The organism is Rhodococcus sp. NPDC058521, assembly GCF_042719695.1.
Classification (GTDB): domain Bacteria; phylum Actinomycetota; class Actinomycetes; order Mycobacteriales; family Mycobacteriaceae; genus Rhodococcus_F.
Genome location: NZ_JBHXNL010000002.1, coordinates 246298 through 267560, shown reverse-complemented (window position 1 = coordinate 267560; position 21263 = coordinate 246298). Strand labels below are relative to the sequence as shown.

The 21263-nt window shown below is 64.0% G+C and carries 22 protein-coding genes, 1 tRNA gene and 2 pseudogenes; 10 read left to right on the top strand and 15 right to left on the bottom strand.

Annotation, left to right across the window (positions count from 1 at the left end; all coding sequences use genetic code 11):
• Window positions 1–16: 16 nt before the first annotated feature.
• A complete protein-coding gene (locus ACFWO3_RS05470; protein WP_378574585.1) occupies window positions 17–1474 on the top strand; it encodes a DUF4185 domain-containing protein in 1458 nt (485 codons plus the stop codon).
• Window positions 1475–1514: 40 nt separating this feature from the next.
• Window positions 1515–1637: a hypothetical protein gene (locus ACFWO3_RS05465; protein ID WP_378574583.1), complete on the top strand. Its 123-nt coding sequence runs from the start codon at window positions 1515–1517 to the stop codon at window positions 1635–1637.
• A 14-nt stretch (window positions 1638–1651) separates the two neighbouring features.
• On the opposite strand, the gene ACFWO3_RS05460 is transcribed toward ACFWO3_RS05465, so the two are convergent.
• Entirely contained in the window at window positions 1652–2011 is a 360-nt protein-coding gene (locus ACFWO3_RS05460; RefSeq protein ID WP_378575043.1) for a hypothetical protein, read from the bottom strand.
• Here ACFWO3_RS05460 and ACFWO3_RS05455 point away from each other — a divergent pair.
• Window positions 1920–2126, top strand: a pseudogene (locus tag ACFWO3_RS05455) (SDR family NAD(P)-dependent oxidoreductase); the annotation flags it as partial. The gene ACFWO3_RS05460 and the pseudogene ACFWO3_RS05455 overlap by 92 nt on opposite strands.
• A 119-nt stretch (window positions 2127–2245) precedes the next feature.
• On the opposite strand, the gene ACFWO3_RS05450 reads toward ACFWO3_RS05455, so the two are convergent.
• The gene (locus tag ACFWO3_RS05450; RefSeq protein ID WP_378574581.1) at window positions 2246–3313 is read right to left on the bottom strand and encodes a mechanosensitive ion channel family protein; all 1068 of its coding nucleotides are present in this window, start codon (window positions 3311–3313) and stop codon (window positions 2246–2248) included.
• A gap of 167 nt (window positions 3314–3480) precedes the next feature.
• Here ACFWO3_RS05450 and ACFWO3_RS05445 point away from each other — a divergent pair, with 167 nt between their 5' ends.
• The 3 genes from ACFWO3_RS05445 to ACFWO3_RS05435 all read left to right on the top strand — a co-directional run bounded on the left by ACFWO3_RS05445 (window position 3481) and on the right by ACFWO3_RS05435 (window position 7544).
• Window positions 3481–4668, top strand: a complete 1188-nt coding sequence (locus ACFWO3_RS05445; protein ID WP_378574579.1) for an AAA family ATPase — start codon at window positions 3481–3483, stop codon at window positions 4666–4668.
• Window positions 4669–4811: 143 nt separating this feature from the next.
• Window positions 4812–6767 (top strand): aconitate hydratase, encoded by a 1956-nt coding sequence (locus ACFWO3_RS05440; RefSeq protein WP_378574577.1) that lies wholly within the window; start codon window positions 4812–4814, stop codon window positions 6765–6767.
• 81 nt (window positions 6768–6848) lie between these two features.
• Window positions 6849–7544: a M50 family metallopeptidase gene (locus tag ACFWO3_RS05435; protein ID WP_378574999.1), complete on the top strand. Its 696-nt coding sequence runs from the start codon at window positions 6849–6851 to the stop codon at window positions 7542–7544.
• 60 nt (window positions 7545–7604) lie between these two features.
• On the opposite strand, the gene ACFWO3_RS05430 is transcribed toward ACFWO3_RS05435, so the two are convergent.
• On the bottom strand, window positions 7605–8612 hold the full coding sequence (locus ACFWO3_RS05430; RefSeq protein ID WP_378574575.1) for an NAD(P)H-dependent glycerol-3-phosphate dehydrogenase: 1008 nt from the start codon (window positions 8610–8612) through the stop codon (window positions 7605–7607).
• Window positions 8613–8916: 304 nt separating this feature from the next.
• Here ACFWO3_RS05430 and ACFWO3_RS05425 point away from each other — a divergent pair, with 304 nt between their 5' ends.
• Window positions 8917–9888, top strand: coding sequence for an alpha/beta hydrolase (locus tag ACFWO3_RS05425; RefSeq protein WP_378574573.1), 972 nt, complete (start codon window positions 8917–8919; stop codon window positions 9886–9888).
• Here ACFWO3_RS05425 and ACFWO3_RS05420 read toward each other — a convergent pair.
• Window positions 9856–11438, bottom strand: a pseudogene (locus ACFWO3_RS05420) (MFS transporter). The gene ACFWO3_RS05425 and the pseudogene ACFWO3_RS05420 overlap by 33 nt on opposite strands.
• Before the next feature lie 64 nt (window positions 11439–11502).
• Between ACFWO3_RS05420 and ACFWO3_RS05415 the strand changes: the two are divergent.
• The gene (locus ACFWO3_RS05415; RefSeq protein WP_378574571.1) at window positions 11503–11895 is read left to right on the top strand and encodes a MarR family transcriptional regulator; all 393 of its coding nucleotides are present in this window, start codon (window positions 11503–11505) and stop codon (window positions 11893–11895) included.
• A 4-nt stretch (window positions 11896–11899) separates the two neighbouring features.
• Here the strand turns inward: ACFWO3_RS05415 and ACFWO3_RS05410 are convergent, their stop codons facing one another.
• Window positions 11900–12739 (bottom strand): alpha/beta hydrolase, encoded by an 840-nt coding sequence (locus ACFWO3_RS05410; protein WP_378574568.1) that lies wholly within the window; start codon window positions 12737–12739, stop codon window positions 11900–11902.
• Between the two features lie 112 nt (window positions 12740–12851).
• A complete protein-coding gene (locus ACFWO3_RS05405; RefSeq protein ID WP_378574566.1) occupies window positions 12852–12980 on the bottom strand; it encodes a hypothetical protein in 129 nt (42 codons plus the stop codon).
• A 172-nt stretch (window positions 12981–13152) separates the two neighbouring features.
• On the opposite strand from ACFWO3_RS05405, the gene ACFWO3_RS05400 reads away from it, so the two are divergent.
• Together ACFWO3_RS05400 and ACFWO3_RS05395 are read left to right on the top strand one after the other, a co-directional pair.
• On the top strand, window positions 13153–13905 hold the full coding sequence (locus ACFWO3_RS05400) for an MBL fold metallo-hydrolase (protein WP_378574564.1): 753 nt from the start codon (window positions 13153–13155) through the stop codon (window positions 13903–13905).
• A gap of 7 nt (window positions 13906–13912) precedes the next feature.
• Window positions 13913–14359 carry a DUF1801 domain-containing protein gene (locus ACFWO3_RS05395; RefSeq protein ID WP_378574562.1) on the top strand — a complete coding sequence of 149 codons (447 nt, stop codon included), beginning with the start codon at window positions 13913–13915 and terminating at the stop codon, window positions 14357–14359.
• Here the strand turns inward: ACFWO3_RS05395 and ACFWO3_RS05390 are convergent.
• From ACFWO3_RS05390 to ACFWO3_RS05350, 9 genes are all read right to left on the bottom strand, one after another.
• Window positions 14353–15948 (bottom strand): phytoene desaturase family protein, encoded by a 1596-nt coding sequence (locus tag ACFWO3_RS05390; RefSeq protein ID WP_378574561.1) that lies wholly within the window; start codon window positions 15946–15948, stop codon window positions 14353–14355. The genes ACFWO3_RS05395 and ACFWO3_RS05390 overlap by 7 nt on opposite strands.
• A gap of 72 nt (window positions 15949–16020) precedes the next feature.
• Window positions 16021–16094: transfer RNA gene (locus tag ACFWO3_RS05385), tRNA-Met, on the bottom strand.
• A 50-nt stretch (window positions 16095–16144) separates the two neighbouring features.
• Window positions 16145–16795, bottom strand: coding sequence for an LON peptidase substrate-binding domain-containing protein (locus ACFWO3_RS05380; protein ID WP_378574560.1), 651 nt, complete (start codon window positions 16793–16795; stop codon window positions 16145–16147).
• A complete protein-coding gene (locus ACFWO3_RS05375; protein ID WP_378574558.1) occupies window positions 16795–17268 on the bottom strand; it encodes a DUF309 domain-containing protein in 474 nt (157 codons plus the stop codon). The genes ACFWO3_RS05380 and ACFWO3_RS05375 overlap by 1 nt, the downstream gene beginning before the upstream one ends.
• A 5-nt stretch (window positions 17269–17273) precedes the next feature.
• Complete coding sequence (locus tag ACFWO3_RS05370; RefSeq protein ID WP_378574556.1) at window positions 17274–18056, bottom strand: ESX secretion-associated protein EspG; 783 nt, start codon at window positions 18054–18056, stop codon at window positions 17274–17276.
• A complete protein-coding gene (locus ACFWO3_RS05365; protein ID WP_378574554.1) occupies window positions 18053–19573 on the bottom strand; it encodes a hypothetical protein in 1521 nt (506 codons plus the stop codon). The genes ACFWO3_RS05370 and ACFWO3_RS05365 overlap by 4 nt, the downstream gene beginning before the upstream one ends.
• A 54-nt stretch (window positions 19574–19627) precedes the next feature.
• A complete protein-coding gene (locus tag ACFWO3_RS05360) occupies window positions 19628–20203 on the bottom strand; it encodes a DUF3558 domain-containing protein (RefSeq protein WP_378574552.1) in 576 nt (191 codons plus the stop codon).
• Window positions 20200–20517, bottom strand: a complete 318-nt coding sequence (locus ACFWO3_RS05355; RefSeq protein ID WP_378574550.1) for a hypothetical protein — start codon at window positions 20515–20517, stop codon at window positions 20200–20202. The genes ACFWO3_RS05360 and ACFWO3_RS05355 overlap by 4 nt, the downstream gene beginning before the upstream one ends.
• A gap of 77 nt (window positions 20518–20594) precedes the next feature.
• Window positions 20595–21203 carry a TetR/AcrR family transcriptional regulator gene (locus ACFWO3_RS05350; RefSeq protein ID WP_378574548.1) on the bottom strand — a complete coding sequence of 203 codons (609 nt, stop codon included), beginning with the start codon at window positions 21201–21203 and terminating at the stop codon, window positions 20595–20597.
• Window positions 21204–21263 lie beyond the last annotated feature (60 nt).

Genomic DNA, 21263 nt, shown 5'->3' with positions numbered 1-21263 from the left:
CTCGGCTGAGGTATCGATGTCTCGAAGGCTGCTCGCAACTGCCGCTGCTCTCACGTTCGGATCGGCGACGATCGTGTACTCCAACACATCCGAGGCCGTCGCCCAGCCGAGTCAGCCACCGAACATCGGTCCGTGCGCGTCGGAGGTGTCGAACGAGGTCGGCTCGATCATCCCCGAGGAGTTGGACCTTCCGGTTCCCTATCCCGCGATCACCACGGTGCCGTATCCGGCACCCGAGCCCGCGCAGCCGCGTGTTCCTCAGCAGGAGCTTCCCACGGACCCCTGCATGGATCCGTGCCCGGACCTGACGGACGACGACGAGCGGCCGGACAACCTGTCCAGCGCCGTCGACATCCCGCGTTTGGGGCTGAAGTTCAATCCCTTCTACTTCGGGATTCCCGTACCGGGTGAGGGGGATCCCGTGCCGCCTCCACCGCCGGAGGCGCACCCGGCGACCGAACCGGATTCGGTCAGCCCAAAGCCGCCCACCCCGCGTATCGGCGAGGTCACCCGGGTGGCCAAGCAGACCGGTGCGGGTTCGGTGACGCGTTCGGACAAGCGCTGGCAGGTGTACGGCACCGACCTCGGAATCACCTGGGAGACAAAGCCCGGTCAGGTCGCGATGGCCTTCGGTGACACCGTGGGCAAGGGGTTCCACCCGCCGGGCGGTCAGGGCGGTGACTGGCGGAGCAATGTTCTCGCCTTCAGTAGCGACCGTGACCTCTCGGACGGTGCCAGCTTCGACAGCATGGTGCAGGACAGCCGCTGCCACGCCGCGGAGGTTCTGAGCAGCCGCAAGCTCGACAACGTCGAGATCACCACAATTCCGACGTCCGGATTCGCCATCGGCGACCGTCAGTACATGAGCTACATGTCGATCCGTACCTGGAACAGCATCCCGGCCACCTGGTGGACCAATCACGGCGGCATCGCGTACTCGGACGACGGTGGATCCACCTGGACGAAGGCCCCGCACGCCAAGTGGGAGAACATCTTCGGTCTTGCCAAGTTTCAGGTGGCTTCGATGGTCCCGGCCGGAGACTTCGTCTACATGTTCGGCACACCCAATACCCGTCTCGGCGCGGTGGGCGTGGCCCGCGTCCCCAAGGACGACGTGCTGAACAAGTCGGCGTACCAGTACTGGCAGAACGGCTCGTGGACGCCGGTCGGCGGTGCTTCCGAGGCGTCGACGATCGTGAACGGCCCTGCAGGGGAACTGTCGGTTCGATTCAACGAGAAGACCGGCAAGTGGCAGATGGCGTACCTGGACACCGCGAAGCTCGGAATCGTTCTCCGCGAGTCCGATTCGCCGCAAGGGCTGTGGTCGGACAGCGCCCGGATGGTGGAAGTGAAGGACTACCCGGAGCTGTACGGCGGCTTCATCCACCCGTGGTCGACCGACGACGATCTGTACTTCAACATCTCGACGTGGTCCGACTACAACGTGTTCATGATGCACGCGAAGGTGGAATGACCGGGTCGGTGCGGCCGTCGTTGCGAGAAGTAGAGGATTCATGGGACGCGTAGCGGGCAAGGTCGCATTCATCACAGGCGCAGGGCAGGGACGTGCACACGCACTCGCGCTTGCTGCCGAGGGTGCGAACATCATCGGGGTCGACCTCGACTCCGACTATTAGCCGGACTTGATGAACTACAAGCCCGCCAATCCCGATCTGCTCGCCGAAACCAAGCAGCTGTTCGAGGGTGTGGGCGGCAAGATGGTCACAGCGGTGGCCGAGGTGTGGGCGGCAAGATGGTCACAGCGGTGGCCGATGTCCGTAAGCGCGACGAGGTTCAGGCGGCCGTCGACAAGGGAATCTCCGAGCTCGGTGAGATCGACATCGTGATCGGTAACACCGGTGTCGGCAACCTTCCCGAAGTCACCGTTCGACGTGTCCGAGGAAGAGTACGACTTCATCATGGACACGAACGCGCGCGGTTGCTGGAACACCATCCAATGCACCGCTCCGCGCATGATCGAGAACAAGCGTGGCGGATCGATCGTTCTCACCAGTTCGGCTGCCGGCTTGCGTGGACACGTTCCCTACGCCCACTACGTCGCGGCCAAGCATGCCGTCGTCGGCCTCATGCGCTCGTTCTCCAACGAACTGGCTCGTCGCGGGATCCACGTCAACACCGTTCACCCGACCGGTGTGGCCTCTCCTGGTATGAGTTCGGACACCAACAATGCCCGAGGAGATCGCGAAAGCCGTCCTGTTCCTCGCGTCCGACGATGCCCGGAGTCCTATGTAGCCGACTCCGCCGGAACGAGGTTCTGCAGTGGTGTGACCGGCAGTCCGCCCGGGTACGGCGCGGTCACTCCCGCGTCGGAGAATGCGATGCGGATGCGGCGACGAAGTTCGCGCTCGGTTGCCCACTGCATGTTCGCGCGGGTTGCCACCGTCATGCGAAGTGTCCACGAATCGGCGTCCATCGCGTTGACGCCCTGAAGTTCCGGTGCGGAGAGCACGTTGGATTTCATCGGCTCCTCCGCCACCGCGGCGCGAGCGGCGTCGAGCGCCACTCGGCAAGCCACGTCCATGTCGGATTCGTAGGAAATCGGGAACTCCAGGAAGGCGACACCGAAGTCCTGGCTGTAGTTGCCGACTCGCAAGATCTCGCCGTTGCGGCAGTACCAGATGGTTCCGTGCAGGTCGCGCACCGAGGTCACACGCAGGCCGACGTGCTCGACCGTGCCGGAGGCTTCGCCGAGATCCACCCAGTCGCCTACGCCGTACTGGTTCTCGAACAGCATGAACAAACCGGACAGGAAGTCCTTCACCAGCGCTTGGGCGCCGAAGCCCAATGCGACGCCGATGATGCCGGCGGAGGCGATGAACGGCGCCACATTGACCCCGAGGAGGCCGAGCGACTGCAGAATCACCCAGATCAGCACGAGGAACGACACCAGGGACTTGAGAACGGAGCCGATGGTGGCCATCCGCTGCGCACGCCGCTCGTCGCGCTGCTGTTCCGCGCGCAGTTCTTCGGCACTGCGTTTGCGTGCCGCCTTCTTCAAGATCGCGGCGGTCAGTCCGCTGCCCTCGTCGACGCGGAGTGAGGTTCGGTCGCCGTTGCTGGACTCGGCAGCATACTCGGCGGCCGCGCGCTCGGCAGCTTTGTTCTCCCGCCAACGCGCGAAGCGTGAGGGCGTACCTTCGCCGCTCTGGCGTCGAGTGAGCCGATCGATCGCCCGGTGCAGTACGAATCGCACCACCAAAGCGAGCGCGATGTAGATCGCGATGCTCACGGGCTTGTCGATGAGCCACTCCTGGCCAGTGTCCGTCAGTCGGAAAGCTAGTTGTTCATCCACGGCCACGAGGCTACTGATCAAGATTTGGTCACGAAACCCTCGTGACAACCATCACCGCGCTCGTGCTGGGCATGGCTGTATCGGGTTCTGTTGCGATTGATAGTGATGTCTAGGACACGCACTAGATCACCGCATAGATCCCGATTCTCATTGTTACCTTCGAGCGCATGGATCCCGTCCGCAACCCATACGCTCCAGGTGCAGGCCAGCGTCCGCCCGAGCTGGCCGGCAGGACCAAACAGATCGACGCATTCGACGTGGTGCTCGAGCGCATCGCCCGAGGGCGACCCGAACGCAGCGTCGTTCTGACCGGCTTGCGCGGTGTGGGCAAGACCGTGTTGCTCAACCAGTTGAGATCCGCGGCGATTTCGCGCGGGTGGGGGACGGGCAAGATCGAGGCACGTCCCGACCAGGATCTTCGGCGGCCGCTGTCTTCCGCCCTCCACATGGCGGTGCGGGAGATTGCTCCCGCCCACCGCGATCCAGAACGGGTCGAGGAATTTCTCGGCGTTCTCAAATCGTTCGCGTTGCGGGCCACCGCGGACAAGGGGATGCGTGAACGTTGGCAGCCGGGTATCGACGCTCCCGCAAAGAAGGGACGGGCCGATTCGGGGGACATCGAGATCGATCTGGTCGAACTGCTTCTCGACGCCTCCTCGCTGGCCAGGGATGTCGGTGTCGGCATCGCTGTGTTCATCGACGAGATGCAAGACCTCGGGCCCGCCGACGTGTCGGCCATCTGCGGCGCCTGCCACGAGTTGAGTCAGGACGCCGCCCCGCTCATCGTCGTCGGTGCGGGTCTGCCGCACCTTCCCGCCGTGCTGTCCGCATCCAAGAGTTACTCCGAAAGGTTGTTCAGTTATCACCGCATCGATCGGCTCGAACGCGAGGCCGCGGACCGTGCTCTGATCGCTCCGGCGGAACGAGAAGAGGTCAAGTTCACCGAAGAGGCTCTCGACGCCCTGTACACGGCTGCCGACGGTTATCCGTATTTCGTGCAGGCCTACGGCAAGGCGACTTGGGATGTGGCGGCCATCAGTCCGATAACCGCGGAGGACGTCAGGGTCGGAGCGCCGACTGCGGAAGAGGAGTTGGCGGTCGGCTTCTTCGGCTCCCGCTACGAGCGGGCCACTCCGGCAGAGCGTGAGTACATGCGGGCCATGGCCGACCTGTCAGGAGACGACGGGCCGGTGGCCACGTCGTCGATCGCGACCGAACTCGGCCGCAAGCCGGCTTCGTTGTCGCCGGCTCGCGACGGTCTGATCAAGAAGGGGCTCATCTACTCGGCCGAGCGTGGATCGATCGGATTCACCGTCCCGCATTTCGGTCGCTACCTGCGTAGTCAGCACGACTAGGCGAATCTACCGAAATCTAGAGTCCTGGCTAGATTCTGGAAGATTGAGTAATGCTCCGTGTCGGCGCATGCTGGGGTACGGCCCCAGCCGGGCTGTGAGGCGCTCCCTGTAGGCGCGTGTTTCCACAGAATCGAGGATCGGCCATGTCGGACACGGTTGCCCACCAGCTCATCGAATCGCACCTTCTTTCCGGGCGAATGGAACCGGGCGAAGAGATCGCGATCAGGATCGACCAGACGCTCACGCAGGACGCCACGGGCACCCTGGTGATGCAAGAACTCGAGGCGTTGAATCTCGATCGGATCAAAACCGAGCTGAGCGTCCAGTACGTCGATCACAACCTACTGCAGACGGACGAGAAGAACGCCGAAGACCACGAGTTTCTCCGCACCGCTGCGCAGCGCTACGGCCTGTGGTTCTCGAAGCCGGGCAACGGAGTGTCACACCCGACTCACATGCAGCGCTTCGGGATTCCGGGCAGGACGATGGTGGGTTCCGACTCCCACACTCCGGCGTCGGGTGCACTCGGCATGTTGGCGATCGGTGTCGGCGGGCTCGAAGTTGCCATGGCGATCGCCGGTCAACCGTTGAACCTGCGGATGCCACAAATATGGGGAGTCGAGCTCACCGGTCAACTGCCCGAATGGTGTTCGGCGAAGGATGTGATTCTCGAACTCTTGCGCAGACACGGCGTCAAGGGTGGTCTCGATCGAATCGTCGAGTACCACGGGCCGGGGCTCGACACATTGACGGCGATGGATCGGCACGTCATCGCGAACATGGGTGCCGAGCTGGGCGCGACGACATCTGTGTTCCCAGCCGATTCGGCCGTACGCGAGTTCCTCGAATTCGAGGGACGCGGTGACGACTACGTCGAACTGCTGGCCGGCGAGAACGCCGCTTACGACGTGGACGAATCCATCGATCTCTCGAAGATCGAGCCTCTCGTCGCCAAGCCTTCCTCGCCTGGAAACGTGGTCCCGGTTCGGGAGGTTGCCGGTGAGAGCATCAGTCAGGTGGTCATTGGATCCTCCGCGAATCCCGGCCTGCGTGACTTCGCGATCGCTGCAGCAATGGTGAGTGGCCGACAGACCGTCCCGAGCGTGAGTTTCGACGTCAACCCGACCTCACGAGAAATCTTCTCGGATCTGACCAGGATGGGTGCGACCGTGGAACTGATCACCGCGGGTGCGCGCATCCATCAGGCCGGATGTATGGGCTGCATCGGGATGGGTCAGGCTCCGGCCGCCGGCCGAAACTCGTTACGGACCATGCCCCGTAACTTTCCGGGGCGTTCCGGCACCAAGGAGGATTCGGTCTGGCTGTGCTCGCCGGAGACTGCTGCGGCGTCCGCGTTGACCGGTGTCGTCACCGATCCACGAGACTGGGCCGAGAACGTCGGGATGGATTACCCCAGTCTCGATCTTCCCGAAATGGCTTCTGTGAACACGGCGATGCTCGTCGCCCCGCTGCCCGAGGTGGAAGCGCGATCGGTGGAACTGGTGAAGGGGCCGAACATCTCGTCGCTTCCCGATTTTCCGGAGTTGCCCGATCGAATGCAGGCGCCGGTATTGCTGAAGGTGGGCGACAACATCTCCACGGACGAGATCTCACCGGCGGGCGCACGAGCATTGCCGTTCCGATCGAACATTTCCAAGCTGGCACAGTTCACGTTCACGCAGGTGGACGAGACGTACCCCGCACGCGCAGAGGAAATATCCGGTACCACAGGGCATTTCGTCGTCGGTGGTGACAATTACGGTCAGGGTTCGTCCCGTGAGCACGCTGCGATCACCCCGCGCTACCTCGGCCTACGTGCAGTGATCGCCAAGTCGTTCGCTCGGATTCACTGGCAGAATCTGGCGAACTTCGGGGTGCTCGCACTCGAGTTCGAGAATCCCGACGACTTCGAGCAGGTGGAGCAGGGCGACACCCTGGTACTCGATGGAGTTCGAGAAGCAGTTCGTTCGGGGAACCGCCTCACCCTCGTCGACTCCACGCGAGACGTCGAGATTCCGCTGGTGCACCGGCTGTCCGCTCGACAGGTGGACGACGTTCTGGCTGGTGGGCTGATTCCTCAATTGGCACGACGGCAGTGACACCCCGACCACGCCGTACACTCGGCGCGGATGAACGAGACCAGTGTTGCCGCAGACGATGTCCAGTCGACTTGGGAGCGGATGGCCGCGATCAGCCCCGCGCCCAGTGCTGCAACGGTGTGGATCGCGACGCTGGCGGCCCTCGTCGTCGTTCTCGAGCCCCACGTGTGGCGGGTTGCTCGCAATGTCGTGACCATCGTCCACGAGGGCGCACACCTTCTGGTGGCCTTCCTGGTGGGCAGGCGTCTGCAGAGTGTGCGCTTGCACTCGGACACATCGGGGGTCGCGGTCTCCTCCGGTAAGCCCACCGGACTCGGCGTGGTCCTGATGACGTTCGCCGGTTACGTCGGACCGGCGATACTCGGGTTGGGCGCCGCCTGGGTCCTGGGGACGGGTCACGCGGTTGCCGTCCTGTGGATCGGGGTCGTCTCGATTGCGCTGATGCTGCTTTTCGTTCGCAACCTGTACGGCTTGCTGTCCCTGACTGCGGTGGGTGCGCTGCTGTTCGTTCTGGTGTGGTTCGGGACGCAGGAGCAGCAGGTGTTCGCGGCGTACTTCGTCACCCTGTTCATGCTGATCGCGGCGCCGAAGCCGGTCCTCGAACTGCAGCGGGCGAGGATGCGGCGGCGGGCGCCGGATTCCGACGCCGACCAACTCGCCAGACTCACTCGAGTCCCGGCTCTCTTCTGGGTTGCGCTGGCGTTCGCGGTGACGGCCGTCTGTCTGGTACTCGGTGGCTGGTGGATCGTGGAACCTGCGTTCGTCAGGCATTTCTAACTATTTCTAGAACTGACACTAGAAACATGTAGAAGTTCCTGTCTTTCGTGTACCCGCAGTTCAGACCGCCTCGTCCTCGCCGCCGGCCGACACCTTCCGTAGCCCGCGGTATGCACCCTCCGCGGTCTGCCGGCCGGCCACCACTGCCTCGACCTCAGCCGCGATCGGCATGTCCACCCCATGGTCGCGAGCCAACTCCATCACTGTCGGTGCCGTCTTCACGCCCTCCGCCACCTGCCCGAGTTCGGCGACGGCCTCGTCGACCGACAGCCCACGTGCGAGCGCTTCGCCAACTCGCCGGTTGCGCGAGCTGGGGCTGGTGCACGTCGCGATCAGATCTCCCATGCCTGTGAGTCCTGCGAAGGTCCGAGGATTCGCGCCCATCGCTTCACCGAGACGGGTCATCTCGGCCAGCCCGCGCGCCAACACCATTGCGCGCGTGTTGTCTCCGACGCCGAGCCCGTCCGCCATGCCCGAAGCGATGGCGACGATGTTCTTGAGGATCCCACCCAGTTCACAGCCGAGAACGTCGGTGTTGCGATATACCCGGAAAACAGGGGAAGCGAACAGCGGTTGCAGTGCCGAGGCCACGCGGTCGTCCTGAGTGGCCACGACGGATGCGGCGGCCAGCCCGTCCGCAATCTCTCGCGCGATGTTGGGTCCGGCCAGCAGGCCGACGGGATGGCCGGGCAGGCACTCCGCGATGACCTCGGTCGGGCGCGCTCGCGTACCCGGTTCGAGCCCTTTCGACAACGAGAGAACGGGCACCCAGGCCCGTACTTCGTTACTGATCTCGCCGAGGGTGGCTCGCACCGCGTGGGAGGGCACTCCCACGACGAGCACGTCCGCTTCGCGTGCCGCCTCGATCAGATCGGAAGTCGCGCGCATGGATTCGGGTAACGGGCGATCACCCAGATACTTCGAGTTGCGGCGCTGGGTGTTGATCTCGTCCCTGGTGTCCGAGGAGCGGGCCCACAGAAGCGTGGGCGTGTTCCGGGCCGCGAGGCCGGCAACAGTAGTACCCCAGGAGCCCGCGCCGAGTACCACGAGCTGAACCGGCCGGGACATCACCGATCACCTTTGCTGCCGTGAGTCTGTCGCGAAGTCATGTTCCGACTCTGGCACTGATCGAGGCTGTCCGGGGTCGAAACGGGCAGGTGAAATTTGCCGATTCACCAGCGATATCCGAGTAGCCCGAGAAAGTACTCGAGCCAATCGGGGAGTCCGGGATCTACGAACACGACGACACCTCCTTGGTGACCGGGCGGAAGCGCTGTCCTCACGCCCCGACAACGGTCGATGTCATAGTGTCCAACAGGCAGGTCTCCGGTGGCGAGTATCTCGCCCAAAGACGAGTGGAGGAAGTTGCACGATGCGTTCCCATGATTCGGTGGTGTGGCACTGGAACGTCAGCTTGCGTGCGCGGGCGATCTTTCGATTTGTCCGACTGCTTGTGAAGCCACTGTTCACCTTGTGGCCGTTGACCGACAAAGGCATCGAGTTGCTGGCGTGGCTCGACCGGATCGTCGGCCGACTTCCCGTTCCCAAGGGACTCGACGTCGAGAAGTTCACCCTGGGTGGGGTGCCGAGCGAGCGGATCACCCACACGCACGTCGCGGACGGTTCCCTTGCGGGGGCCACGGTGCTCTACCTGCACGGCGGCGGCTTCGTGTTCTGTGGGTTGGCCACGCACCGTCCGATGTGCGGGCTTCTGGCAGCTCAGACAGGTGTGCCGGTCGTCTCCGTCGCCTACCGGCAGCTGCCGGAAGGGCCGATCGGGGTTTCGCTGTCGGATGCCCTCTCGGCGTACGAAGAGTTGCTGGAGACGTGTGAGGACCCCGCGAAGATCATCGTCGCCGGTGATTCGGCCGGTGGCTACCTGGCGATGAAGGTCGCGGAGATCGCGGCGCTCACCGATCTGACCCCTCCGGCCGCGGTGATCGGCTTCTCGCCGCTGCTCAACCTCGATATGGAGGACCATGATCCCGATTTCATGAAGCTGGATGCGTACCTGCCGATGTCGCAGGTCGCGAAGCTGAAGGATCGTTGGCTCGAAGGTTCCGACTCGATCGTCGGCGCTCAGTCGCCGGTGCGAGCCGACCCCAAGCTCTTCCCGCCGGTGTTCTTCTCTGCCGCCGAATACGAGATCATGCGCCCGGACGTGGAGATCACCACCGAGAATTTCGACCGCGTGGGGCAGCCGATCGAGACACACATCTGGAGCGGGCAGATTCATGCGTTCCCGGTGATCGGAAAGTCGCTGCGCGAGAGTCGCGAGATCATCCGAGCGGCAGTTGCCTTCGCGGAGCGTTCACTCGCCACTCAGGTGCGCCGTTCGGCCTGACCCCGAACACGGCGAGTGCCCCGCACGTTGAAGAGTGTGCGGGGCACTCGTATGTGAAGGTGCAGGATTCAGGGCCTGCGAACCAGCGGAGATGCCGTGATGGCCAGCCCGACGAGTGCCACTCCCGTGACGAGTGCGAGCCCGGGATGGAACTGGTGGAATCCGGTGGTGATTGCCCCTTCTGCGGAATGCGAACCGGCGGTCACCAGCGCAGTCGTCAGTGCGAGCACCAGCGCGGCACCCACCTGCGCGGACGTCTGCACCAGCCCGGATGCGAGACCCTGTTCCGAGTCGTCGACGCCCGACGTCGCCTGGGCCATGATCGAGGTGAATCCCAGGGCGAACCCGACACCGAGCAGGATCACGCTCGGCAGAATCGCGGTCGTGTACGAGGGCGTGTCACTGCCGACGAACAGGAACCACAGGTAGCCGACGCTCAGTGAGCTGAGTGCAGCGATGATTACCCGCGACGTGCCGTAGCGGTCGATGAGCCTGCCGACGAAGGGTGAGCCGATCGCGACGATCAGGCCCGCCGGCAGTAGCGCCATGGCCATCTTCAGCGGCGACCAGCCGAGTACGGACTGCAGGAAGATCGTCATCATGAACTGGAAGCTCAGGTAGCTGCCGAACAGCGCCACGATGCTGAGGTTGGCGCGGACGATCGATCCGACGCGAAGCAGCCCTAGGCGGACGAGCGGATGGGCAATCCGCTGCTCGGTCACGAAGAAGGCGACGAGCAGCGCAGCGGCCACCACGAACGACAACAGCGTCAGCGGATCGGTCCACCCGCGCGCGGGTGCGGAGACCACTGTGTAGACCGTCAGCATCATGCCGCCGACGAGGGTGACTGCGCCGACCAGATCGTGTCCACCCGAGTCGGCAGGGCGGTCGCGAGGCACGAGCAGTGCACCGGCCACGAGCGCGAGGACCGCGAAAGGCACCGGCATCAGGAAGGTCCAACGCCACCCTGCGCTGGTAAGCAGGCCGCCCAGGATCAGGCCGGACGAGTAGCCGCTCGCTCCGAACACCGAGAAGATCGACAGTGCGCGGTTACGAGCAGGGCCTTCCTTGAACGTTGTCGTGAGGATCGACATCGCCGTGGGAGCTGTGAAGGCTGCCGCGAGACCCTTCACGAAGCGGCTGACGATGAGCAGGGTGCCGTTGTCGACCAGGCCGCCGACAAGTGAGGCGATCGCGAACACGCTGAGGGCGATGAGGAAGACCCGGCGACGGCCCAGAAGGTCGGCCGTGCGTCCTCCGAGCAGCAGCAGGCCGCCGAAGCCGAGGACGTATCCGTTGATGATCCATTGCAGCGAGGTCGTGGACAGGTCGAGTTCGGAGCCGATGGAGGGGAGTGCGACTCCGACCATCGATACGTCGAGCCCGTCCAGGAACATCACGAGGCAGAGCACGGCCAGAAGCCCCCAGAGTCGGGGCGTCCAGACCTGATCGGTTTGTGGGCTGGTGATTTCCGGCGTGGTTGCGCGCTTCGCAGCGCTCTCACTGATAGTCACAGGGAGAATGTAAGTGCATATGCAATCATTACGCAAGCATTAATTCCGTTTGCATTTAATTCACTTGCACGTATCGCGGAACGGCACTAGGGTGCGGGTCATGAGCTCAGAGGCGGAACTTCGCGCTGATTGGCGGGCGTTGTTGGTCCGCTACAACACCGTCGCGTGTGAGCTGGATCGTGAGATGCAACACGCGCACGGCCTGAGCATGAGCGACTTCGAAGCCCTCGATCGTCTGATCGACGCGACGTGTGAGCGCGCCCGGATGCAGGACCTGGCCTCCGAGATGTACTTGAGCCCCAGCGCGCTGTCACGCACCGTCGCGCGGCTCGAGAAGGCAGGTCTTGTGGAGCGCGCAATGTGCCAGGTAGACCGGCGTGGTGTGTTCGTCGACGTGACCGAACGGGGGCGCGCAGTTCACGCGGAGGCGAAGATGGTTCAGGCTGCGGTCCTCGCCGAGCACCTGGCTCCCGCGTCCGCTTCGGTCGGCTGAACGCTCACCCGTCGATACGGGGACGCAGCCAGCCGACGAGATCGTCGAGGACCTGTTGCTGCTCCGGTTCGTTGAAAACCTCGTGGAAGAACCCGTCGTAGATCTTCACGGTGAGGTCCGAAGAACCGGCCAGTTCGGCAATCATCCTGGTGCCGTTCACATTCGCGAGACCGTCCTCGCTGCCGTGCTGAAGTAGGAGCGGCAGGCGGAGCGAAGGCAGCCGCCGCGGCAGGCTCTCCGCGTTGACGATCATTCCGCGTGCAATTCCTGCCGGGACCTTGCCGTGATGGACCAGAGGGTCGTTCTCGTAGGCGGCGACCACGTCGGGGTCGCGTGAAACCTTGCTCGGGTCGAGGGTCTGGACGGGGATGTCCGGCAGAAATCGGCCCACGATCTTTCCCAGTTCCACGACGGGTTTCGGAGTCCCCGTGGTGACGTCCACCGCCGGCCCCGACAGCATCAGTGCTTTCAGGTCCTGTTGATGATCGAGCGCATACGACAATGCGATGGCGCCGCCCATGCTGTGGCCCAGCAAGAATTTGTCGAGCCCGCGATGGTCCTGCGAGACGATTCCGAACAGCTGATGCAGATCGTCGGTGAATTCGTTCCACGCGCGCAAGTGAACTCGTTTGCCTCCCGACCTGCCGTGGCCACGATGGTCGGGCGCGTACACGACCAATCCGAGTTCGACCAGGCGCGAGACCACGTGGTCGTAGCGGCGGGCATGCTCGCCCAATCCGTGGCACAGCACCAACACTCCGCGGGGACGGTCTTCTGGTGTCCACACGTCGTACACGATTCGGGTACCGGAGACACCGGAGAAACTCGATTCTTCGTGTTGCATGGCAAGTCACCTCTGATCCGGTTGCGGTGCGCCCAGATCATTGCACGCGGCAAGGCCTCACGCTGTCGGTTCGCCGATCACGATCGGCCCCTCCGGCACTCCTGCAGAGGTGTTATCCCACCATGTTGACGTCGAGATCCAAATTGAATATCAGACCGCCGAGAGTGATGATCGTGTTCGCGAGGCCCAGCGTGACCCCGCTGTTCAAAGCACTGTTCAGACCGAAAAGCACACTTTCCATGATTATCCCCTTGTGAAGGCTGGAATCCCGACTCTGGACCCTGTACTCATGGGCGGCTTACACCGTCACACCGATAGGTTAGGTCAAATTCGGTCAATCCGATGCTGATACAACAAATCTCGGGCACACTGATCTCGGCGCCCTTTCTCGAGGTCACGTAGGGTTTCTTGATGTGAACGCACCACAGGTGATCGAGGTCGGATCAGGCATCTACCTGGTGACGAGTCGTGACGCCAACTGGACCCTCGTCGAGGACTCCGGCTCGGTCACCCTGATCGATGCCGGTTATCCGGGAAGTCGTGCGGCACTGGAACACTCGCTGAGTGAGATCGGACGGCGACCGGAGGACATCGTTGCTGCCCTGGTCACCCATGCCCACGTCGACCACATCGGCACCCTGCCCGAACTGTGCGCGCAGTACGGCTTTCCGGTCTACACCTCGGAAGAAGAGACGCGCCACGCCCATCGCGAGTACCTCCAGCAGGTGTCGATACCGGAGGTGGCGGCGAACTCGTGGCGGCCCGGCGTCATTCCGTGGAGCCTGCGCATCCTGCGCCTGGGCGGTACCAAGCACGTATCCGTTCCGGGCGCGCAACCGTTCCCTGTGGACGGTCCGCTCGACCTGCCTGGCGGTCCTGTCCCAGTTCCGCTGCCTGGACACACCAGCGGTCACTGCGGATACCACCTTCCCTCTGCGGGCGCTGTCGTCACCGGCGATGCGCTCGTCACGGGGCACGGCACGTCCAGGATCACCGGGCCACAGTTGCTGTTGCCGATGTACCACCACGACCGTGCCGAGACGCTGAGATCGCTCGACGCGATCGCAGACGTGGATGCGGACCTGGTGCTCCCCGGCCACGGGCCGCTTCACCGGGGCGAGATCGGTGCGGCGGTGGCCACGGCCCGCAACCGCGCGGGTCTATGATCCGGGTGTGCCCAAGAAACCCGCGATGTCGCCTTCGGGTGAATCGGTCGACCAACTGATCGCCGCCCTTCCCGAGGGGCGACAGGAGGATGCGCACCGACTGCGCGCCATGATGCAGGAGATCACGGGTGAGGATGCCGTCGTGTGGGCGTCCCGAATCATCGGCTTCGGCGCGTACCGATATCGCTATGCGACGGGCTGGGAAGGGGTTGCGCCCCTGATCGGTTTCGCTACCAGCGGGCGCCACCACACCGTCTACATGATGGCCGACTTCGGAGAAGGCCACGACGAGCTCCTTGCCCGCCTCGGCAAGGTCAAGCTCGGTAAGGGCTGCGTCTATGTGAACAAGCTGGCCGACATCGACCTCGACGCCTTTCGCGAGCTCGCGGTTCGTAGTGTCCAGGTCTACCGCGACGTGGACGAGAAATACGGCATGGGCCAGACCGCTCAGTAACGGCTGCGGGTGACCAACTCGGTCAGCTGCGTCGTCGCACGCCGGCGAAGCCATCCCAGAGGCCCCCGCTGTCGGAGTGCTGCTGTGGCCGCGTTCAACCCGCTGACACCGTGCACGCCGCCGCCAGGATGCGCGGATGCGCTGCCGAGAAACAATCCGTCGATCGTGGTCTCGGTCCGTCCGAGACCGGGTCCCGGACGAAACAACAACTGTTGGTGCAGTTGCGCAGTGCCGCCGTTGACCGCCCCGCCCACGAGGTTCGCGTTCGCGGCTTCGAGGTCGGACGGCCTTTGCACGTGACGACCGACTATCGACTCCACGAATCCCGGAGCGTGTGCCTCGAGTAGCTGGTCGACTCGTTCGGCAACGACGCGAGCCGAATCATCGTCGGTGATGCCCCGCGGCAGATGGGTGTAGGCCCACGCGCTCTCGGTCCCCTCCGGCGAACGAGCCGGGTCGGCGGTGGTCATCTGCCCGAAAAGCAGAAACGGTGAAGCGGGTAACCGTCCGGTGGTCAGGTCCGCCATCCAGTGCACGAGACCGTCGTCGTCAGCGCCCATATGAACGGTTCCCGCTTCGGACAGATTCGTGGAGCGCCAGGGAATCTTGCGATCCAGTGCGTAATTGACTTTGACGACCGGAGTATCCCATTCGAAGGCGCTCAGATCACGTCGAATGCCGGCCGAAACATGTTCGGCTGCAAGGAGAGACCCGAACAGCGACGGCGCAGACACATCCGCGATCACCGCGTGACGTGCATGGAAGCGGACACCCGAAGCGGTCGTGACGCCAACAGCGCGCCCATGCCTCACATCGACGGAAACGACCTCGTCGCCGCAATAGAGTTGTGCCCCAGCCAGGGTCGCTCGGTGCACCATGGATTCGGACAACGCACCCGAGCCTCCCACGGGGACTGGGTAGCCACTGTCCTGAGCCAGCATCGTCAGAATGAACCCCATGACCCCGCTACCCGGTGCATCCGGGGGAGCGTCCGCATGCATGGCATTGCCGAGAAGAAGCACCCGCGCGGCATCACCACCGAACAGTTCGTGTGCCATCCTGCGCGCCGGCAGAGCCAGAAACCGGGCAAGGCGGAGGGCATCGCCCGTGCCGAGGGTTCGGACCAGACCGACAGGTCCTTTGACCGGGGGAAACGGGCCGAAGAGCGACTGCAGGAACGGCTCTTTGACCAGGTGCCAACGCTCCACGAGATCGAGCCACGCACGTCCGTCCCCGCGGTGCCGTGCATCCAGGTCTGCAGCGGTGTCTCGCGGGTCGGGCCGGACGACAGGCGCGTCTGCATCCTGCGGCTCGCGAGCATGCCCGACGGCGTACGGGGCATGGCTCCACTCGAGGCCGTGCTGGTCGAGATTCATGGCGGCGAGGGCAGGGGACACAGCTGCGAGGGGATAGAACGCACTGAAAAGGTCGGTGACGAATCCCGGAAACAGCTCGGCGCTGCGGATTGCGCCGCCCGGATCGGGTTGGGCCTCGACGATCGCAACGTCCCAGCCCGCATCGGCCAGTACGGTTGCTGCGACCAGGCCGTTCGGGCCGGAACCGATGACGACTGCGTCGACGGACCTCATGACTTCAGCCTGGCAGAAAAAGCTGTGGCCCGCAGCCTGCGATTGGATCGCCATGGCTGCGGGCCACTTTCGTAGCGGGGACAGGATTTGAACCTGCGACCTCTGGGTTATGAGCCCAGCGAGCTACCGAGCTGCTCCACCCCGCGTTGCGATTCCCACTGTACACATCCGCGCAGGTACTACGAAAACGTGCTGCTCACAGCAGCTTGAACTGAACCATCTCGATTGCATTCTCGATGGTCTCGGCCAACGCGCGGATTCGTTCGTCCGCTCCCGGTGCTGCCAGCAGGGCCAGCTTGTCGGCATCCCCCATCGGGACGTGGGCGGCCACTTCGAACAGGCGACTTCCGAGTGAACCCTGGAAGGCAGCGAGGATCGGTGGGGTAGGGCGCGGGTCGTTGGCCTGGGCGGCGAGCTTCCCCAGTAGGCCGTACAGCAGGTCGATGCGTTCACCGAGAGTGCTGTATTCGTATTCGGTGATCGGCGCGCCGTCGTTCTCGTCGGGCCACTTCTCCACGACGGCGCGCGGATACGGGTCGTCCTCGAGCCAATCGACAATTCGAATGCGATCGGTTGTGCGGCATAGTAGTTCGAATCTTCCGTCCCCGATCGCAGCGTGCGTGTCGATGTTCGCGATCGTCCCGACGTCGTATCGGACGTCGCCACCGCCGACCTCGTGCCCCCGCGCGATCAGCACCACGCCGAAGCGCGGCTCGGGCGCAGCGAGGCAGTCGTGCACAAGATCACGATACCGGGGCTCGAACACGTGCAACGGGAGCTTCTGACCGGGTAGGACCGCGGTGCCCAGCGGAAACATCGGGAGTTCGAAGGTGTCGACAATGGTCATCAGGGAATCCGTAACCGAGGGATGGGAACTGTGGAAAGGTCTGCGCCGCGCTCTACTTCGAGCACCAAGTGATCGGCCCACGTCATCAAGCCGGACACGTCGATCAGGTGGGGCGGTTGCTGCTCGTAGTGGCGAATCCGATCGTGCCCACGCTGCAGGAGAGTGATTGCGCCACTGTTGTTTCCCCGCAGCAGATGAGTGAGTCCGACCGCGAGCTGAGCCAGACCTTGCCACAATTCGCGCTCGTCTTCGTCCGCGATCTTCCACGTTCCTTCGAGAATCTCGTGCGCGTGGAACGGCATGTTGTGGTCCAGAAGCCGCTGCGCTTCGGTGAGCGACTCGTCCGGGGGAAGCTGCACATCGTCGGGGATACGCGGTACCCCCTCGGCGCCGCGTGCCAACGGTCTCCCCAGCCCGTCGCGCGGGCGCGCATTGAGCGGTTTGCCCGTCCTGTCCCTCTCGCGTTCGGCCATGGGGTTCACATTAGCGGTGACACACGCTCCGTTGAAGGACCCTTCGCGAGCTTCTCGAACCTCTGCTCGAACTCCCTTCGGAGTTCGTCGAGGGTGATCGCGCGCAGGTGCACCTGGTGGTCGACGAAGTGCAGGTAGCGGCCGTCTCCAGCCGCGTCGAACCAGGTCATCTCGTCCAGCAACGCCTCGTCGAGCCCGCGACGGGGACCGAGAAGGCAGACGTATCCCTCTGCGGTGTGGGTCTGGGTGAGCAGGCGGCGGATGCGGTCTCCGTCGGGAACAGCAATGTCGTGCAGGACCGCGGTCGATCCGGCCTGGCGGCGTTCGAGTCCTTCTGGAGGGCTGGACAGGGCGCGGATGCTCCCGGCGGGTGTGTCGGGAAGTCCTGTTGTCAGCTGGGTGGCCAGCCAGCGCCGATTCTCGATGTCGGTGCCGTGGTTTACGGAGATGGTCACGTTGCCGCGCCCGATCGGACCCGGATGCTGTTCGGCCACGACTGCGATTCTGCCTCGCACGCATCCACGACGACGGATCGAGTTCGTGTCGTCCGCTGCTTCGTCCGGGACGAAGACGGTCACCGAGTATTCGGGGTGGCTGAGAGCCTGGACGCAGGAGCTCAGTTTCCGATCGTCCAATGTCGCGTACCAATCGCGGAGGTATCGGTCCACGATCGCGCGTTCGTCCAGGGTGGTCGTGGACGAACGGTGCCTCAGCGGGTATGGCAACCGGTCGAGATCGGTTGCTTCCCAAAGGGTTGCGAACTGATCGGAGCTGAGCTCCCAGGTCATGCGCCGATCACCGGTGGGGCCACGGGATCGATCGGGCCGATCAGGTCGTTGCCGTTGTCGACGTTCACCAGGTAGCTGGGGGTCTTGTGTTCCTTGTCGTCGTCTCCGCCGGCGCCCGCGCCGCGTGGCGCCATCATTGCTCCGCCGCCCATGCCCATGCCTGGTCGGGCGAGACTTGTCTGGGCCGCAACGCCGGCGGCGGCACCTGCGCCCGCCCCGGCTCCAGCGCCGAGTGCTGCGGCGCCAGGCGGGACACCGGGAACCATTCCCACTGCACCGGACTGGCTTTCGTCTCGTTTGCGGTCGCTGCCGCGGCGAGAGCCCGCGCCACCACCTGCGCCGTACGCACCGGCACCACCGTATGCGGCGGCACCACCTGCGCCGGTGCTCGATCCTGTTCCGGGCCCGACCAATCCGTCACGGCCGGAGGGGCTTCCGAGATGGCCCTGAGTTCCGCTGGCGTTCGGGTTCATCGTTGCGGCCGCATTGGTGTTCGCCGGTCCTGCGGAACCGGGGGCGCCGGGTTGTCCCGTGCCGGGCTGTTGAGCTGCGGGATCGGTGCCGGCGGGGTTCTCGTTGCCGGGCTGTCCGGCGGGTGCGTTCTCCCCGGTGCCGGGGGCGCCGCCACCGCTGCCTGTGCCGCCTCCCTGGCCGGTGCCCGGTCCGCCGGTGGGGCTGCCGTAACCGCCGCTCCCGGATCCGTCGCCACCTTGTACGACGCGAGGTTCGGGAAGGACGGGTACGCCGGTTCCCGCGTTGGTGTAGCCGGGGGAGTAGATGGTCTGGAGGGCGGTAATTGCTTCGCGTCGGGCGTTTTCTTCTTCCGCCTCGGCTTTCGCCCTAGCCGCTGCACCCGTTCCGGTGGTCAGCATGGTCAGTGGTGTTCCGAACGGACGATTGGGAATCTTCACGCGGATCAGTTCGGCGGTACTCGAGACGGATTCGAGCCGGGTTCCGATATCCGTGATGCCGGTGGACAGTTCGGTCGTGGATCCGGTGAGTGCTTGGACCGCTCCCGCAGCTGCGGTAGCTGCCGTGCCGGTCCACTTGGCGCCGATCACGTTGCTCAGTTCCTGGAACTCCGCGTCCAGGCCCATGTCCCCGATGCCTTTGCAGGCTTCGGCCAAGGGGGTGATGTTCGCCGGGTTCATTTCCTGGACCTTGCCGGCAAGAGCGTTGTACGACGCGGCGCTCTCGAAGTCTTCGGGACCGTTGATGTAGTGGGGGTCGACGATGTCGTTATTGGCGATCGAATCGCTGACCTTGCCGCCGAGTTCGTCGAGCTTCGCCTCGATTGCATCGGGGTCCTGGAGCAGGTCCAGGATCGCTGCGAACGGGTTGTCCGAAGTCGGGTCGGTAGTGATCGGTATCGATGGAGCCGTCGTGGTCGGCGATGTGGTGCCGGACAACGGGAAGGGAAGCGGCGATGCAGGGGTCTCGCCTACCGGGTGCGTCTGAACACCGAACGGTAGCGGCACAGGTTGGTCAGCGGACGGTTGCGGTGGTGTCGGTCCCATATCTATTTCCCCCTCGTTCGGCTTGTGAAGCGTGAAGTGCTCGTGGCTACCCGGTCAATCCTTCGGAAGAAGGGGCTCGATCTGCCGAACTGTGTCTTCCAGGCCAGCGCACCATTGCTCTTGAGGTGCGATCCCGATCTCATTGTGGTGCAGGTTGCGAATGACAATCAGAATTCCGTAGGAGGTTTCGAGGGAAATCGCGCAGGTTTCGCGGTTGGTTTCCTGAACTTCAAGGAGAGCGCGGCGCCCGTTTACAGTGATCGGTTGGGCGTATGCTGCCGTCTTCTGCTCTTCCTCTGCGAACGAAATGTTGCTGGACAGGAAGCTCAAGCCGTATTGCCGTACCGGTGTTTTGAAGTCGCAGCCCAGGAACGTGTAGTCCCCCATGGGGTAGTCAGACACCTTCTTGGACGACGGGTCGTAACCAGCTCCCGAGAGGATTTCGTCGGGAATGTCCAGGCACGGGTCGAAGGCGACGGGCGGCCTCTCGGAATCATCGGTGAGGCGAGGTACCCGGGTAGTCGACTCCGCGCTGGAGGTTGCCGATTCGGAATCTGAGTCGGTGGTTCCGCAACCGCTCAGTACCGCAATGCTCAACGCGAGCGCACAGGTTGCCGATGCACGATTCATAGGTTCTCACCCGAAACGATCGTCTGGAGCTTCTGATAGAACTCGCTCTCGGTGTCTTCGAAGCCTCGGCCGTTTGCCTCGAAGGTGGACCGCAGCAGTTTCACGGCGTCGCGATGTTGAACCAGGCGGTTTTTTACCGAAGCCGGTGAGTGGATTAGTTTCTCAGCGAAACCGCGCTCGAGTTGTTGTGCCGAATCGAAACCACCAAACCCGGAGATCTTCTCGAACTTGACCGTCTCGTCTATCGCGTCGTCGAACTTCTCGATGATGCGGTCGCAGATGGCCACGCACTGTGCGGCGGCGTCGTCGTCCAAGTACAACGGTTCCGTCATCTGAATCCCCCGGTTCGGTGCTGGTGGCGCCTTCGTGGCGCGATGTTACCGCACCGCGATCATGGGGTCCGGTGTGCGCCGACCATCCGGGTGGCAAGGTCGGCATACAGGTCACCCACGGCCAGCGGGTCGGTGTAGGCACCGGCGGGGAACCATCGGCACACGTCCACGCACAACGACATGAGTGCCAGCGTGACGCCCTCGGCATCCGGGACGGTGAACTCGCCCGACTCGATTCCGGCGTCCACCACCGAGCGGACGATCGCCGTTGTTTCGCGTCGCATCCGCACCAGGACGCGATAGTGGTCGCGGGTGAGGGCCGTGAGTTCGTACTGGATGACTCGGGCCTGCGCGTGGTGGCGAGCCTGCCAACTCGCGAAAGCGGCAACAACGGTGCGGAGGCGCTCGATGGGAGCAGCGTCGGTGGGGTCGGCGGCAGCGACGAATTCGTGGGCCAGCTGGTGTCCCTCGTAGCTGATCGCGAACAGCAACTCTTCCTTGGAGCGGTAGTGCGGGTACATAGCCGCCGGACTCAGGTCCAATCGCGCAGCGATGTCGCGCGTGGTGGTGCCGCCGTACCCGCCTGCGGCGAAGGCATCGATGGCAGCGGCGCGGATCCGGGCGGCAGCCTTCGACGTGGTGATGACGACATCCGACGTCTCACTCATCCGGTCACCGCCTTCCCTGTCGTCCGGCCGTTGACATTATCGACCGACACCAGCAGTATA

Bases quoted from the DNA above. Each gene is read 5' to 3' on its own strand.
- ACFWO3_RS05470 (WP_378574585.1), top strand. From the start codon at position 17: ATGTCTCGAAGGCTGCTCGCAACTGCCGCTGCTCTCACGTTCGGATCG.
- ACFWO3_RS05465 (WP_378574583.1), top strand. From the start codon at position 1,515: ATGGGACGCGTAGCGGGCAAGGTCGCATTCATCACAGGCGCAGGGCAG.
- ACFWO3_RS05445 (WP_378574579.1), top strand. From the start codon at position 3,481: ATGGATCCCGTCCGCAACCCATACGCTCCAGGTGCAGGCCAGCGTCCG.
- ACFWO3_RS05440 (WP_378574577.1), top strand. From the start codon at position 4,812: ATGTCGGACACGGTTGCCCACCAGCTCATCGAATCGCACCTTCTTTCC.
- ACFWO3_RS05435 (WP_378574999.1), top strand. From the start codon at position 6,849: ATGGCCGCGATCAGCCCCGCGCCCAGTGCTGCAACGGTGTGGATCGCG.
- ACFWO3_RS05430 (WP_378574575.1), bottom strand. From the start codon at position 8,612: ATGTCCCGGCCGGTTCAGCTCGTGGTACTCGGCGCGGGCTCCTGGGGT.
- ACFWO3_RS05425 (WP_378574573.1), top strand. From the start codon at position 8,917: ATGCGTTCCCATGATTCGGTGGTGTGGCACTGGAACGTCAGCTTGCGT.
- ACFWO3_RS05415 (WP_378574571.1), top strand. From the start codon at position 11,503: ATGAGCTCAGAGGCGGAACTTCGCGCTGATTGGCGGGCGTTGTTGGTC.
- ACFWO3_RS05410 (WP_378574568.1), bottom strand. From the start codon at position 12,739: ATGCAACACGAAGAATCGAGTTTCTCCGGTGTCTCCGGTACCCGAATC.
- ACFWO3_RS05405 (WP_378574566.1), bottom strand. From the start codon at position 12,980: ATGGAAAGTGTGCTTTTCGGTCTGAACAGTGCTTTGAACAGCGGGGTC.
- ACFWO3_RS05390 (WP_378574561.1), bottom strand. From the start codon at position 15,948: ATGAGGTCCGTCGACGCAGTCGTCATCGGTTCCGGCCCGAACGGCCTG.
- ACFWO3_RS05380 (WP_378574560.1), bottom strand. From the start codon at position 16,795: ATGACCATTGTCGACACCTTCGAACTCCCGATGTTTCCGCTGGGCACC.
- ACFWO3_RS05375 (WP_378574558.1), bottom strand. From the start codon at position 17,268: ATGGCCGAACGCGAGAGGGACAGGACGGGCAAACCGCTCAATGCGCGC.
- ACFWO3_RS05370 (WP_378574556.1), bottom strand. From the start codon at position 18,056: ATGACCTGGGAGCTCAGCTCCGATCAGTTCGCAACCCTTTGGGAAGCA.
- ACFWO3_RS05365 (WP_378574554.1), bottom strand. From the start codon at position 19,573: ATGGGACCGACACCACCGCAACCGTCCGCTGACCAACCTGTGCCGCTA.
- ACFWO3_RS05360 (WP_378574552.1), bottom strand. From the start codon at position 20,203: ATGAATCGTGCATCGGCAACCTGTGCGCTCGCGTTGAGCATTGCGGTA.
- ACFWO3_RS05350 (WP_378574548.1), bottom strand. From the start codon at position 21,203: ATGAGTGAGACGTCGGATGTCGTCATCACCACGTCGAAGGCTGCCGCC.